Raw genomic sequence first — 15,316 nt, 5'->3', positions numbered from 1 at the left:
AACGTCTATAGATAAAAAATAATTGCACTTTTAATATAACAAATTTTGATAGATAAAGCAATAGAAAAGCTAGGAAAATTGCTAATTTTTTCTTCATTCTGACAAAATCATACTTTGAAATTAAGGGAAAAATTGTCACATAATAAAAAGGATTTAGCATTTCTATCGAATGCTAAATCCTTTATCATTCTGTTTCAATAGATGATTAAAATCTACTTCACATGTTTTGCAAGTTCTTCTTGCGCTTTTTTATTGGATTCTTCTTTTTCTTTCATCCATTTATCTTGAGCTTTTTGGTATTCATCTGCAGTGACTGCCTTGTCTTGAAGTTCAAGATATTTGTATCGGAGCGGATCGCTTGTCCCCTTGTTTCCTGCGAAAGAGAAAGGTAAGGTAAATGGTACCATCTTAGACAAGATTGGACGCCCTGTACGAGATGTCGTTGGAATGACTAGGGCACTATCTGTCAACCATGCTTGAGCTTCGGCATACTTGTTATAACGTTTTGTAACATCTGTAGTTTCTTCCCCTGCTTCATTGACCATTTTATCATAATCATTGAGACCAACCTTTTTAGCCGCCTCATTGTCTTTTCCTGAATCAAATCCTAGGTAAGTTCTCGTATTTTCCCCTACAGAAGGCTTGATGATATCAAGATAAGTTGATGGATCTGAGAAGTCTGGTCCCCATCCAACATTATCAGAAAGATCCCAATCCTCGCCAGCAGCAGTTTGTGCAAATAAAGTAACATTAAGCACTTCATCTTTTTGCAATTGTTGAATATCAAGAATGACATTATCAGTTCCTAAAGCCGCTTCCAAGGATTGTTTCATAGATTGGACACGCTGAACTTTTGTAGTTGCTGTTTGGTCAACAGGCATATCTAGGTGAATTGGGAATTGTACTCCCTCAGCTTGAAGGGCTGCCTTAGCTTTGGCAAATTCTGCCTTGGCTTTCTCTGGATTATAGAGACCATCTTGAGCATCAGCAAGGTTCACATCCTTCCATTCATCCCCATAAGTCACCAATTTTTCTTTGACCATGTCACCAAAGTTTTTCCCATCTGCTTGGACAAATGTTGGTGGCACAAAAATATTACGTAAGATTTTGCTTGCACCGTTTTGTCCATTGAGTTGAGAAGCATATGCTGTACGATCAAAACCAAAGGCAATAGCCTGACGGAAATCCTTGTTTAACAAAGCCTTTTTAGTTGAAGTCTTTTGTTCTTCGCTAGTCTTTGAAGTATATTTATAGGACTGACGGTCAATGTTTGTTCCTACTACATAAGTCGTAGAGTCCTGTTGCGTATAGACAATATTGTCCTTCATCTCTTTCTCAAGCTCTGCAAAACTTGCACTTGTTGGATAGAGACGAGCTGCTGAAAGACTACCATCTTTAAAATTTTCTGCAGGTTTACTAGTATCTTGACCATCCCAGAATGACAATTTGACTTTGTCAATATGGACATTGTCTTTATCCCAGTAGTTAGGATTTTTTGCAAATTCAACAGTAGATTTTGTCACAATGGATTTCAACAAATATGGACCATTATACAAGATGCTGCTTGGATCTGTTGCTTTAGCAAAGTCATCCCCTTTTGAGTTCAAAAACTCTTCATTGACTGGCGCTAAGACACCCATAGTTGTTTTAGAATTCCAAAAACTTTCAGGTTTGTTCAAAGTGTATTGGACTGTTTGATCGTCAAGAGCTTTAATTCCAACTTGAGAGAAATCTTTATTTTCCCCTTTAGCGTATGCATCCAAACCTTTGATTGAATCCTGTACCAAGTAAAGAGCTTCTGATTTCTTATCTGTCGCATATTTAAGACCTGTCACAAAGTCCTGAGCCTTGACAGGAGCATATTCTTCTCCTTCAGATGTGTACCACTTAGCATCCTGACGAATCTTATAAGTGTAAGTCAACCCATCCTTAGAAACTGACCAGTCCTCTGCCATTGAGGGAATAAGGTTCCCGTATTTATCATTTTCAAGCAATCCATCAATCACATTACTAGTAATGTCAGCAGTCGCTGCCTTACCAGTTGTTAAATAGTTGAGGTTATCTGGGTCTGTCTCGTAGGTAAATGCAAAAGTCTGCTCACCTTTAGCACCTGAGCCCCCAGAACAAGCAGCTAAGATACCTGCTGCTAATAAAGTGACTCCCGCAAGAGCCAATACTTTCCTTGTTTTCATAGTACTCTCCTTTGTTTTTCTATCCATTATAGACCCTTTTTAAAGTCCTGTCAATAGAATTTTCTGAATTTTTTGATTTATATTATATATTCTTACAATTCAGTCTCTTTTCTTCTTAAATATAATTCGATTTTCAATATAGACAATCAAAATGGAGAAAATCAATTAGATCTTCTCCATTTATTTTCTATTATCATCACGTAGGATGATTACTTTAATAAATTATTTTTCTTCCTTTTTTCTTGCTACCAACCCCAAAGAAGTGGTTGCAGCAATAATCGCAAGTACGATTGATGCTTTTGAATCTTTCATACCTGTTGTAGGAAGTTTTTTAGCATTCTCTACATATACGACTGATTGAGTTGCTTTTGGTGCCATATATGATACCTGAGAATTTGAAACTTCTTTCTTTGTACCGACTAAAACAACCTCATCAATAGCTTTCGTTAATACTTCTTCATTATCAACGACACGACCAACTTCTTTTCCATCAGCTTTAAAGATTGTAGCTTTGATCTTCTTACGACCAACTACACCTGGAGTTTTAACAACACGTTCACCTTCTGTAAGGGATGGATCGAGTTCTTCAACAATGTTAAACTTGATTTCCTCTTCTTTCACTTCCTCACTGAATGTTAATTCAGGATTTTCAGGTTGAATCAAATTAGAGATACGTCGTTTTAGAAGATCTTTATATTCATCTTCTAATTTAACAAGTTCAGTTTGTTTATCTGCTACACATTTGTGAAGCTCTGTAACTTTAGCATCTGAAGCAGCTTTTTCTGCTTTCGCTTTTTCATAGATTTGCTTAGCATTTTCAAGAGAAGTTACTAATTCTTCTGCTTTAGCTTTTTCAGCCTCTTTAGTTTTAACGTTCGCTTCAGCGTCTTTAACATCCTTCTCAGCTTGGGCTAATTTAGCTTTCGCTTCAGTAAGAGCAGTTGTAGCTTTTACAGCTTCTTGTTTAGCTGTTTCTAATGCAGCTTTAGCTTTGTTAAGTTCTTCAGCTTTATTAGTAAGACCTTGACGTAAGTTGTTTAAGTTAGTTTCAGCTTCTTGCAGTGCTTTTTCTGCAGTTGAAAGTTTGCTAGTTGCATCAGTAAGTGCTTTTTCAGCAGCTGGTAATTGTTTTTTATACTGCTTAGCTGTATCTAAGTTGCTTTGAGCAGTAGTTACTTCAGCTTGGGCATCTTTAACTGCTTTTTCAGCGGCTTGTTTTTTAGCGCTATATTCTTTTGCAGCTGTAGGATCGTTTTTGATTTCAGTTGCATCGAATTTAGAAGGATCAGTTACAATACTGTTTGTATCTTGTCCAGGTTCTTTATTTTCTCCAGCTGTTTGGAAGTTGTGGACAAAGATTTCAAGGTTATTAAAGTATCTATAAGCTTTATATCCATCACTATAAACTGGATCTGGATTAAATCTAACAGATGCAGTAACGCTTGTTGCGTTATACTCAGAAGCTTTACGCCCCAATTTGTTTCCTTCTCCATCTTTACGATATGCAATGCTTCCACCAATAGATAAAGCATTTTCCCATGCACGGTGAGAATTTGCACCAGTATAATCTTCGTTGTTAGTGAACATTTTATTGTTGTATGCTTCGAAGATATATTGTTTTAATTGTCCCATTGTCATAGTAGGTCTACGAGTGTTTTCTTTCATAACTTCTTCGATAGACTTAGGTATTTGACCTTTTGTAGCAGGAATTAATGTTTTATTATCTTCCGTGTTTTTCCATGTTTTAGCATTAGCAAAGATTATATCACTTTGGTTTTGGTTGTCACCAGTTTTGTATGATAAACCATTTGCTTTTGCTGCAGCGTTGATTCCATCGTAATCAGGTTTAGCGTAAGTTTCTTTAACTTTCGCATATTTTTTGTTACGATGATCAGCAGCTTCATTAGCGAATTTTTCCATACCTACAGTTGTTTTAACTTTAGGGTTTCCTAGTTGTTCACGGATTTGGTTAACGATGTGAAGACCAAATAAGTTGATTTCTCTCTTTTGATCAGCTGTTAAGTTCCAAATATCAACTTCACGTTTGTCAGTTGTATTAGTGTATGTATTTTTAGCCTTGTTAGTTTTTGCTAATTGTTCTAATTTTTTAGTATTAGCATTTACTTCATCTTGGTTTCTTGTGCTAAGTTCGTTGGCACGCCCATCACCAGTGTTGTTTGGATCATTTTCACCCATTAATTTAGCACGCTCGTTTAATGCAGCTGCAAAGTCAGCACCTAAATTAAATTTAACATCAGAGAAATCGTATGCTTGTGGTTTTTCACCAAGATCTTTAAGCGCTTTTTCTTTATCTGCTAAAGTTTGTTTTTTAGCAGTCAACTCATTATTTAAATCGGTTACCTTTTTATCTGCAGCATCATCAGCTTTTTTAGCGTCAGCTTTTGCTTTTTCTGCTTCAGTTTTAGCTTTTTCTGCGTCAGATTTAGCTTTTTCTGCGTCAGATTTAGCTTTTTCTGCGTCAGTTAGAGATGGAGTTCCATTTTCTAAGTCTTTTACTTTCTTAGCAGCAGCATCGACAGCAGAGTTCGCCTTGTCTGCTTCTGTTTGTTTTGGTGCTACATCTTTAGCAAGAGCGTCTTGAGTGGCTTTTTTAGTTTTTACATCAGCTTCAGCAGTTTTAACGGCTTCCGCAGCTGTAGTTGCGTTGTCTTTAGCTTTTTGGATAGCTTCCGGTGTAGCTTCCTTTACCTTTTTGGCTGCCACTTTTTCCTTTTCTGCAACTACTTTTGCATCAGTTTCCGCCTGCGTTAGATTAGCTTCTTTTTGTTTAATTGCTTCTTTAGTGTCTAAAACTTTTTTCTCAACATCTGCGATTTGTTGATCAGAAACTGGCTTAAGTGTTTCTACCTCTGTAGTTTCCTTATTAGCAGTTTTATCACTTGCCTCATCCGCACTTACTTGATGAACTGAAAATGCAGTAAAGGCCGCTGCAGTTGCTACCAAGGCTGTCTTTATTTTTTTATCCATCTGGTTTGAATCTCCTAAATATTTATACGTGTTTGAAGCTGATTATATCATTTTTTAAGCTTTTTTTCAAGTTTTTAGTTCGTTTTTATATGTTTTATATGTGTATCTAATATCTCAAAAAAATCGAAGATCTCCATCCTCGATTTCATTCACTATTTGACTTTTCTTAGATACTTCATTGGATAAAATACGAAATCTCCATAAGGTATTTTCTTAGAGAGATAAAGTATTACGATTGAACCAAACCATCCTAGAAGGAGTCCCATCAATATATGGATAGCGATATTGCTAACACCTAGTTTCAATAAAGCAATTCTAGTTACAGAAACGATTGGTGCATGCAGAAGATAGATTACCAAACTATCTTTTCCTATCTCTCTGAAATAATCAGCAAAGCGACTCAGTTTATCACTTAAAATGGGATAGGAAGCCATAGCTAAAATTACAGAAACCGGGAAAATGAACCCATTTAGACCTGGTCTATCGTATGAAATATAAAAAGTAGGTCCAGATAACTGCCAATAAATTAAAAATACTGTAATGACGATAAGTGTCACACAACTAATTAATTTCCATCTTTTTGTTAAAAAAGTTCCAACACCTGAGTGTCTGAGCCATGATCCTAACAAAAAGAAGAAAGTCCATAGAAAAATTTTCTGAACGATATAGATATTAGTTGGTGCAAATATAGAAAGAAGGTAGGTAACTACACTGATGATAAATAACTGATGATAGGATTTTATCCAAATAGAAAGGAAGGCAACCACTAAGTAAATCCACCAAAGAACATAGAGATACCACGATACTCCAAGAGGCGTTTGATAAATATTTAACAAATCCCCAAAAGAAGCTGCATTTCTCACTGTCGCTCCGCCTAATTTTTGAAGACCAAACTGTATGACAGAATAGAATAAATAAGGAATTCCTAAAATAATTGTTTTTTGTTTTACAAAGGTTGCAAAAGTCTTTAAATTGTCTACTGGTTTAAAGAAAAAGCCTGACAAAGCATAGAATACTGGAATATGAAACAGATAAAAAATCTGAGTCACAAATAATAACCATTGATTGTTAGCTTCAAATCTTTTGGATTCAAATAGGCCTAAAACAACATGGCCAAAAACAACCATTAAAACTGTTAAGCCCTTCCCAAAATCAATCCACTCTATTCGGCCAGGCTTTTGTTTACTAAAACTATTCATTTCTTTTGATATCTCCTATTAAGATGAATAAAATGAGGAAAAGAAGTATTCCCTCATTATAACATCAAATCTTTAGTTTCCCAACTCTTCCTCTACAACATTTAGGGCACGTTCAATGACCACATGCATGTCGTAGTATTTATAATCGGCCAAACGTCCGCAGAAAATCACCTTATCATTCTGTGCTGCTTCTTCTTGATACTTAGCAAACATAGCATTGTTTCTCTCATCATTGATTGGATAATATGGTTCATCTCCACGTTTCCAATCAGCTGGGTATTCACGAGTAATGACCGTTTTATCTTGTGTACCATACTCAAAATGTTTATGCTCAATAATGCGAGTATAAGGAATTTCACGTTTTGTATAGTTTACAACTGCATTTCCTTGATAGTTTTCTTCATCTAGAACTTCATGCTCAAAACGAAGGCTACGGTATTCTAATTCACCATGTTTGTAATCGAAATATTGGTCAATCATCCCTGTAAAGACAACTTTTTCAGCAGAAGCTTCTAATTCCTGACGATTGGCAAAAAAGTCAACTCCAAGTTCTACTTCTACACCCTTCAGCATATTTTCGATAATGACATTATAGCCACCGATTGGAATTCCTTGGTAACGATCATTGAAGTAGTTATTATCAAAAGTCAAACGAACTGGTAGACGTTTGATGATAAAGGGTGGAAGGTCAGTCGCAGAACGTCCCCATTGCTTTTCAGTGTAGCCTTTGATCAACTTTTCATAAATATCTGGACCGATCAACTTAATAGCCTGTTCTTCCAAGTTTTTAGGTTCAACGTCCTTCATATGAGCCGTTTGTTCAGCAATCTTATCTTTGACTGCTTGAGGAGTTTTTGTCCCCCACATAGCATAGAAAGTATTCATATTAAAAGGTAGATTATAAAGGCTACCCTTGTAATTAGCTACAGGCGAGTTGATATAGTTGTTAAATTCAGCAAATTGATTCACATAATCCCAGACTTTCTTGTTAGAAGTATGGAAGATATGTGCACCATATTTATGAACATTAACACCTTCTACATTCTCACAATAGATATTCCCACCAATGTGGTCACGTTTATCAATAACTTTTACTTTTTTTCCACGCTTAGTTGCTTCATAAGCAAAAATTGCTCCAGATAAACCAGCACCAACGATTAAATAATCGTACATATTACACTCCTTTATTTTTTAATAGTTGTTGTTTTAACTCATTTGGATTTATGACCTTCAAGATTAAAATCAAGCTGACATAAATGATTGCTCCCAGAACAGCATATAGTCCCACATTAATCATTGGTGATACATTTAGGAATTGCTTTATAAATAACAAGATACCATACATAACTCCAGATGAAACTATAATTTTAATCAATGAACCTAGAATGGGCACCTCTCTCAAATAAGAACGAGTATAGAATAACTGTATCAGCCATACTAGTACCTCTGTTAAGACAGACACAATTGCAGCACCTATATAGCCCAACTTGGGAAGCAAAAGAAGATTTAATCCTACACTAACAATAGCAGGAATTGTTGTTGATAGCATAAACTCTTTATTCTTATTATGAGGTATCAAGATTTGAATACCCATAATATTGGTCCAACCAATAAAGAACATTCTAAAAATCATAATTGCTATCGCATAACGTGCCTCTTGAAAATCTTGACCCAGGAAAAAATTTACAAAATCATCATTTACAATTAACATCCCTGCCATAATGGGGAAAATTACCAAATTATAAATCAGAAATGACATCTCATGCATTTTGTTAACTGCTTTATGATCTCCTGTAGATAAAAGATTTGAAACTCGGGGTAACATGACACTTCCTAATGAAGTTACCAATGTTAGTAGAATCTTTACTAATTTCAGTGATTGGTCGTAAATACCAACATCCCTTTTGGATGCTAGCACTCCAAGCATTGTACTATCTAAGGTGATATAGAGCGATATCGCAATCTGAGGTAAGAATAATAAGATTACTGGCTTCAAATGCTGTCTAGCATATTTCCAATCAAAGTGCGGTTTCCCAATGAACTCTCTCGCTGGTAACCACATACTTAATTGCCCTAACAATTCAAAAATCGTAATCAGTGATATATATAAATAGAGATTTTCAGGTGTTTTTATGAACGAAAAGATAGAAATAACACCAACTAACCTAACTGTAATATTTCTGATTGTAATTTTTCTAAAATCTTCTAAACCTTGAAATAACCAAGAAATATCTAAACCTTTTGATATTAAACTTAGACCTAAAATATAAGCTACAGGATTTTGCATAGCCGGTAAAGTAAGACAGAGAAGGATATAAAGAGCAGAAGAGAACAGTGTCGCTCCTAGTTGCAGTGTATAAATCCCCCAAAAATTCTTTCTAGTATCTTTTCTACTACCTGAAATCGCCTTAGTACCATAGTTGTTTACTCCCAGAGTAGCTAGCATAAGAAAATAGGTAACAATTGAGTTAAAATAACTATAGGTTCCCAAATCATCTGAGCTAAAAACCCTAGTAACATAAGGTGTCGTAATAATCGGTAAAATGATGATTAATAATTGATAAGAGAGATTATAAGCGTAATTTTTTAGAACTTTCATTATTTTTTACTTCTAAACATATTTTTTTATTATCAATCTGTAAATTTACAATTCAAAACTTGATTTGTCTGGGAATTTAGACTGAAATGCCTGATGTATTTTTTGATCATATTCAGAGAATTTTCCATCTTCATCCGTATCGTTGATACAAATAATCTTATATTTCTCATTTTGAATAGCTCCTTGAATTTCTTCAACTTCCCAAATATCAAAATACTTCCCAAAATGAATAGATTGGGGCATGAACTTACCAGACTCTACATTCCAGTGAGACATAACATAATGACTAATATCTGATAACTGTCTAAATCTATGAGAGCTAACTTCTTCCAATAATTTCGGCTCTTTTTCCCAGATTAAATCAAAAGTCGATTTTAAATGCGACAAACCAATATGGTAATTTTTATATCCTAAAATACCTGAATAAAAAATACTGAAAATATTCCCAACTAGGTACTTTCCTAATTTTAAACTATAAAATTTACGCCATTCTGAGAAAGTTTTTCTTTTTTTATTAAAATGTTTATTCATCAGAATGGTATTATTTAATTCTATATGGTTGAAACTTTCTCGAGGAGTTATTGGTAAATAAATCCCAAAATCCTTTGGGAGATTTACTTTAAAGAAATCATCTGCTGTAGTCGGTGCAGCAAAATACATATCATCATTTAAAAGAATAAAATTTTCACTTAACTCTTCGATTCTATGTAAATTCAACTCAATTACATTAGAATTATAAGTTGGAAGATATTCCTGAGGTATATAATCGGTATGTTTTACAATTTTTAATTTTGGATTCTTTGTATTTAACCATTCTGGAACATGACCATAAGTTATAAAGAAAATACGGTTAATCCAATCTGCATAACGTTCTACCGCACGAAACCAATACTTAAAATTTTCTGATGGTCTGTATCGATTGGCATTGTTTGATTCTGACCACTCAACATCAGATTCATATAACCTCTTTTCTTGTAACCAATCAGGATCTGTACCATCAACCCAAGTAATTACAAGATCTATTTTATTATTCATATACTTCTCCAAAGAGTCTATTTAATTATCTTATCCACTGCAGTCTTTAGATAATAACCTTCTTTAAGATTTTTCATAATTTTTTTAGCGTTTGTTGCCATTTGCAGATATTCATCCCGACTAATTTTACCAAGTATTTCAGATAATTCAAACAGACTATTGACTACTAAGCCTACTCCATTCTTTTCAACAAAGTTTGCCTCAGCTGAATCTTTCCAAACAATAACTGGTAGACCTGACGAAAGATACAGGGATAACTTATGGGGATTATTATATCTTAAATAATTTCCTGTTACGCCGTCACAAGTGTCTAGACTTTCTCCGTCCCATACTAATCCGAATCCACTGTTTAAATGATTAGGAACATCTTCTGGAGCAAAGGCACCTAAATAGGAAACATTAGAAATCTCTGTTACTGGTTGAAAACCAATTCCCATCAATTGAAAATGAATATCAGAGACTTTATCTAATTGATACAAATAAGGACTTTTATCAGGAGAAAGATTTCCTGCGACAGTCACTTTTTTGGAATATTCAATAGAGGAAGACACGTCTTTATCATTCAAATAATCAAATATTTCTAAAACAACAAGCTTCTTTTCATCTACGCCATACTGAACAAACCAATCTTTCATTTTTTCATTATGAACAATAATTGAATCAGCGAAAGATAGCATTTCATCAAATTCTTTCTGGTAGAATGGATCATCATAAATCCCTCTAATTAACTCCACATCATGAACCAATGAAATAATTTTTACTTGTTTTTTCTTTAATTTCAGAAGACTTGATGTTCTACCAAAATGATTTCTGCGATAGGGATGTTGTAACAACAAAACATCCCCTTTAGACAATCTATTCAAAACATTATTCCACTGTTTATAAAAAGAAAGTTGTCTTATAATTTTCGATACAGGGGATTTATCCTCAGGCTTGTGGCGTACAATTTCTATTTTTTCGAAGTCTAATTCTTCCAAAATATTGACACAATCGTTGGTCGCTTTACTCCCTGCGTGCATGTGTGTCCCATACGATTCAACAATCTGATATTTTTTCATTCAGTTCTCCCAACAGTATATTCTGTAAAGTCAATGCTTGAGTTTCAATTTCAAATCCTTTTAGCTTAAACATTTCTTTTATTTCATACTCGCTTGATCTAGGTGTTTCTAATAACTCAAGTATATTTTTTGCCCAAACATCAATAGAGTCATCTAGAGACAGGTAACGAATAGAATCTACTATTTTCAATTCTTTCGTAACTGCATCACTCACCAAAACAGGTAGTCCATTTGCTTGAGCTTCGACAGCAGATAGGGGCAATCCCTCAAATATCGAAGGCAAAACGAATAAATCGAGAGAACTTAACCATTTCTTCATATCATTCTGACTTCCTGCCAGCAGAACTTTATCTTCAATTCCATAAGATTTTATTTTTTCTTTGATTAAATCTACAGTTGAATTTGCACCCGCAACCTTACCGATTATTACTAATCGAAGATTAGGATTTTTCTTGCAAGCTTCATTAAAAACATCTATTAAAAAGGGTTGATTTTTTTGGATATCTAGTCGGCCCACATTACCAATAACTTTACAATCATTCCATCCTAACTCTGTTCTTAGATTCAGTCTATCTTTTTCTGAAAAAGAAAAGTTTTCTACATCAATAGCATTTTGTATAATTTTTGCACTTGATCTTATCTCATCAGGAAACATATAATCTGCAGCAATCCCAGAGCAGGCAAAAAAATGTGTTGCTGTTTTTGGCAACTTAGATCTGTTCACATTATGTAAAATCTGTCTTATTGTATTTCCCTTGAACATCGAACTATGACTATGGATAATTCGTGTTTTTATCCCATATTTTTTAGCATATTTTAAAAGGTCAAGATTTGGAATAGCCATTGCATTATACCAAATAGCATCATATTTTTTCCCTTCTGTAGCAAAAAACTCTCTTAATTCCCTCATATACTTAAGAGGATTTTTTCCTTTACGAGGTAAATAATAAACTTTTGAACCTTTTGAAACAATTTCATCTTCAAATACAATAGGTTCTCTAGTCCTTTTAATAAAGTCAACTTGAAAAATAGATGAATCAAGATGACGATAATAATTCATGATAAAGGTTTCTGTACCAGCAAGAACAGGTGACATTCCTGTCATTAAAATTTTATAGACCATTATATTTCCTTAGTTAGTTCTACGATTAGCTCTTTAATTTTGGGATAGTTTTCTATATCAAACTTTCTTGAAAACAGGTATCCATTTTTGGCAGCTAGTCTTAATTCTTTTAAATCTTTCTCACTGTCAGTCCAAGTGTAAGGTTTGCCATCCCACCAATTAATATAGCGTAAATTTCCTTGAAATTCTTTTTTATAACCGTGATTAATTGATGCATCGTACACCTTATAGTCTCTTAACTCTTTATTTAAAATCATTGGTATAAATATTTCGTCACTAAGAAAAGATTTTCTAAACATTTTCTCAGTATCTGATTCTTTATCGATTAATATTTCCACAATATTATTTGGTAGTGAAACCCACTGACTAGCTTTTATAGGGCTAACATTAAACAATTTATAACGATTTACTCTAAATAGTTTTTGAATCCATACTTCTAAATTACGATAAATCTTGAATGCAAGTTTACCAACAGCACCTGGTAGAGTCCGATATGTAAAGCTTTCAAAAAGATGATAATATTTAAATCTATTTATATCTTCACCATTATCCTCTAAATTCATAAAAGTAAGAAATGAATAACCTTTATAATCGTCAAAAAAATCATGAATTCTTTGCTGAGAAAGTAATGGTAAATCTACCCCACTTATTAAATGATAAAAATAGTAAGAATCTCTTTTAGACGCAGCCTTAAATAAAATCATTTCAGCTTCAATTTGGGAATATCCTCCCCAACTCACTGAAACTCTTTCTGTAAAATAAACTTGAGATTGCTTTGCACTGGATTTAATTAAATCCAAAAAATAATCATCAATATTTGATTTCTTATCAATATGAATAAAAATATCATTATCTTGATGATCCAATAAAGAAACCAAAAACGCTAGCTGATTAAATTGGCTGTGAGCTAAGATTAAATATGCATGCTTATGCACCATAATTTTTTATCCTTATCATAGTATTTATCGCTTTAGCAAATATGTTATAGGAAGTTGTAAAGAGTATAATCAGTATCTTTCGACTAAGAGGAATGGCTTGTTTTAGCAAGACTCTCTTGTTTTTCTTCAATCTAGATTGCATTAATTTGATTTGAGTTTCATTTAACCTGCGAATGTTCTTATAATCTTCAGAAAGAGCTATTTCTGTCAAAAGAGCCAAATCCGCTCTATAGCGATTAACTTGAGCCCACTCTTTGTATTTATCATTATTACTTTCAGTCGCATACTGACATACTAAATCCCAGCCTTTTAACACATCAAAATGTTTAGATGTAAATTTAGCTGTTAAACCCGAATTATTAATAAAATAATTATAAACAATCTTATCAGTAACTACTATCTTTTCTGAGTTTAGAATGTAGCGAAACATTGTTGGAACATCTTCTGCAAAGAAACTAGGTGGAAATTCTATATCTTTTACAACTTCTCTTTTATACAATTTATTCCAAACATAATACTCAATTGTCTGACTTTCAATCTTAAAGTAACGTTTGGCATACTCTTCCTGTGTCAATACTTGCGAAACAGGTGTATTTTGTTGATGGTCCACAATCTTTGAGGTTCTATAGACCCCTCCTACAACCATATCTGCATTGTAACTTTTAGCTTGTTCCAATAAAAATTCGACTGCATCAAGTTCCAACCAATCATCCGAATCCAGAAACATGACAAAATCTCCTGTCATGTATTTTAACCCAGTATTACGTGCTTCAGATAACCCTTTGTTTTCCTGATGATATACCTTAGCTCTTTTATCTGTTTGAACAAACTCTTCACAAATAATCCCTGATTTATCCGTAGAACCATCATTAACTAAAATCACTTCTAAATCTTTATATGTTTGATTGAGTACAGAGGACAGGCACCTATCCAAATATTGTTCTACATTGTATACAGGAATAATAATACTTACTTTCGTCATTTTTCTCCATTATCCAATTGTAAATTCTCTTCAAAAGCAGACTGGTTCTGATTCATTAAAGTCCCAATCAAAATCAAAAAAATGTTATAGTGAAGATTTATGATCAAATCGTCTATCATAGCATGAAAACTTAGTATAATCAGAATCAATGATAACACATATTGTTTTTGCTTCAAAAGATAATGTAAAGTTAATGTAAAAATTAACAATAGTATCACCAAAACAAGTAATCCATAACGTTGTAATATTTGGATATAGAGATTATCAACATACAAATATTCACTCAATCCCTTTTGTCCATTGATATCTAAACCATTCCCAACCCAGTTAATCTTTTGTCCAAATAAATTATATCCATAAATATTTAACGAACGATTGGCATAGTAAATTCGGCCACCTAAAAAATGGTTGATTTTTATACTCAAATCGTTTAAATAAGAATTGGAAAATTGTAAGTACATCCTCGAAACTACATAGCTAAAATATGCATTGACCAAATAAGTAAATTTAAAACTTTTCAGTATAATAGAAAAAGTTTCCAAAACGGAAGGATACCATTTCACTATTAAATTAACACTAAGTAATAAAACTGAACTAATAAAAGTTAACCTTGAATCAGTCTGAAGAAAGAGCCAGAACGTTGATACAAATAAAAAAAACAAACGTTTATAGCTTATCTGATCCCGAGCTAAAAATAATGTTGTCGCGACAATGTTCAGCATTATTGTAGATGGAAATAAAGAATATCTAAATCCCAAAAAATGTCGAACTCTTCCTAATGAAACCTCTACATAATTCGGAATATAGCCTATTTCACTACTAATAATTACAAATAACAAAATCAAGACACTGACATATAAAGAAACTCGAGCTACATAGGTGAATGAAATATCCCTCAATCCAAATATAAAAAGAATACTAATAGCTATGGTTGATAAAAAACCAGTTACACTTCCAACCAAAAGATAAACAAATAGAATTCCTAACAACGAAACTAAATTTCGAATATTAAATTTGTTACCAATCAATTCCTTCACTATTAAAAAAAGTACAGAAATGATAGTCATAAGATAATAAATTGATCCAGATATATATCTTGCATAAAAGCTTGTGTTTATTAAAGATACAAATAAAAATAATGCCAAAGCAAATATGCTTAATAGCTCTCCCAATTTAATTTTTCTAATTGTTATACTCATATC

11 protein-coding genes are annotated in these 15,316 nt (G+C 33.3%); all 11 read right to left on the bottom strand.

The window, feature by feature from the left end:
- Positions 1 to 212: 212 nt before the first annotated feature.
- The 11 genes from D7D53_RS00660 to D7D53_RS00610 all read right to left on the bottom strand — a co-directional run bounded on the left by D7D53_RS00660 (position 213) and on the right by D7D53_RS00610 (position 15,313).
- A complete protein-coding gene (locus D7D53_RS00660) occupies positions 213 to 2,192 on the bottom strand; it encodes a peptide ABC transporter substrate-binding protein (protein ID WP_120769805.1) in 1,980 nt (659 codons plus the stop codon).
- A 222-nt stretch (positions 2,193 to 2,414) separates the two neighbouring features.
- Positions 2,415 to 5,180 (bottom strand): SEC10/PgrA surface exclusion domain-containing protein, encoded by a 2,766-nt coding sequence (locus D7D53_RS00655; protein ID WP_120769804.1) that lies wholly within the window; start codon positions 5,178 to 5,180, stop codon positions 2,415 to 2,417.
- A gap of 152 nt (positions 5,181 to 5,332) precedes the next feature.
- A complete protein-coding gene (locus tag D7D53_RS00650) occupies positions 5,333 to 6,379 on the bottom strand; it encodes an acyltransferase family protein (protein ID WP_120769803.1) in 1,047 nt (348 codons plus the stop codon).
- A gap of 72 nt (positions 6,380 to 6,451) precedes the next feature.
- Positions 6,452 to 7,552, bottom strand: a complete 1,101-nt coding sequence (glf, locus tag D7D53_RS00645; protein WP_120769802.1) for a UDP-galactopyranose mutase — start codon at positions 7,550 to 7,552, stop codon at positions 6,452 to 6,454.
- 1 nt (position 7,553) lies between these two features.
- On the bottom strand, positions 7,554 to 8,978 hold the full coding sequence (locus tag D7D53_RS00640; RefSeq protein ID WP_120769801.1) for a flippase: 1,425 nt from the start codon (positions 8,976 to 8,978) through the stop codon (positions 7,554 to 7,556).
- Positions 8,979 to 9,023: 45 nt separating this feature from the next.
- Complete coding sequence (locus D7D53_RS00635; RefSeq protein ID WP_120769800.1) at positions 9,024 to 10,013, bottom strand: Stealth CR1 domain-containing protein; 990 nt, start codon at positions 10,011 to 10,013, stop codon at positions 9,024 to 9,026.
- 17 nt (positions 10,014 to 10,030) lie between these two features.
- The gene (locus D7D53_RS00630) at positions 10,031 to 11,071 is read right to left on the bottom strand and encodes a glycosyltransferase (RefSeq protein ID WP_120769799.1); all 1,041 of its coding nucleotides are present in this window, start codon (positions 11,069 to 11,071) and stop codon (positions 10,031 to 10,033) included.
- Positions 11,049 to 12,194: a glycosyltransferase family 1 protein gene (locus D7D53_RS00625; RefSeq protein WP_120769798.1), complete on the bottom strand. Its 1,146-nt coding sequence runs from the start codon at positions 12,192 to 12,194 to the stop codon at positions 11,049 to 11,051. Before D7D53_RS00625 ends, D7D53_RS00630 begins: the two co-directional genes overlap by 23 nt.
- A complete protein-coding gene (locus tag D7D53_RS00620; RefSeq protein ID WP_120769797.1) occupies positions 12,194 to 13,132 on the bottom strand; it encodes a beta-1,6-N-acetylglucosaminyltransferase in 939 nt (312 codons plus the stop codon). Before D7D53_RS00620 ends, D7D53_RS00625 begins: the two co-directional genes overlap by 1 nt.
- Positions 13,122 to 14,114, bottom strand: coding sequence for a glycosyltransferase family 2 protein (locus D7D53_RS00615; RefSeq protein WP_120769796.1), 993 nt, complete (start codon positions 14,112 to 14,114; stop codon positions 13,122 to 13,124). The genes D7D53_RS00620 and D7D53_RS00615 overlap by 11 nt, the downstream gene beginning before the upstream one ends.
- Positions 14,111 to 15,313 carry a polymerase gene (locus D7D53_RS00610; RefSeq protein WP_120769795.1) on the bottom strand — a complete coding sequence of 401 codons (1,203 nt, stop codon included), beginning with the start codon at positions 15,311 to 15,313 and terminating at the stop codon, positions 14,111 to 14,113. The genes D7D53_RS00615 and D7D53_RS00610 overlap by 4 nt, the downstream gene beginning before the upstream one ends.
- Between the last annotated feature and the right edge of the window lie 3 nt (positions 15,314 to 15,316).

Origin of the sequence: Streptococcus gwangjuense (genome assembly GCF_003627155.1) — a bacterium.
Classification (GTDB): domain Bacteria; phylum Bacillota; class Bacilli; order Lactobacillales; family Streptococcaceae; genus Streptococcus; species Streptococcus gwangjuensis.
The sequence above is the reverse complement of the archived record's forward strand: the minus strand, read 5'-3'. Positions and strand labels throughout refer to the sequence as shown.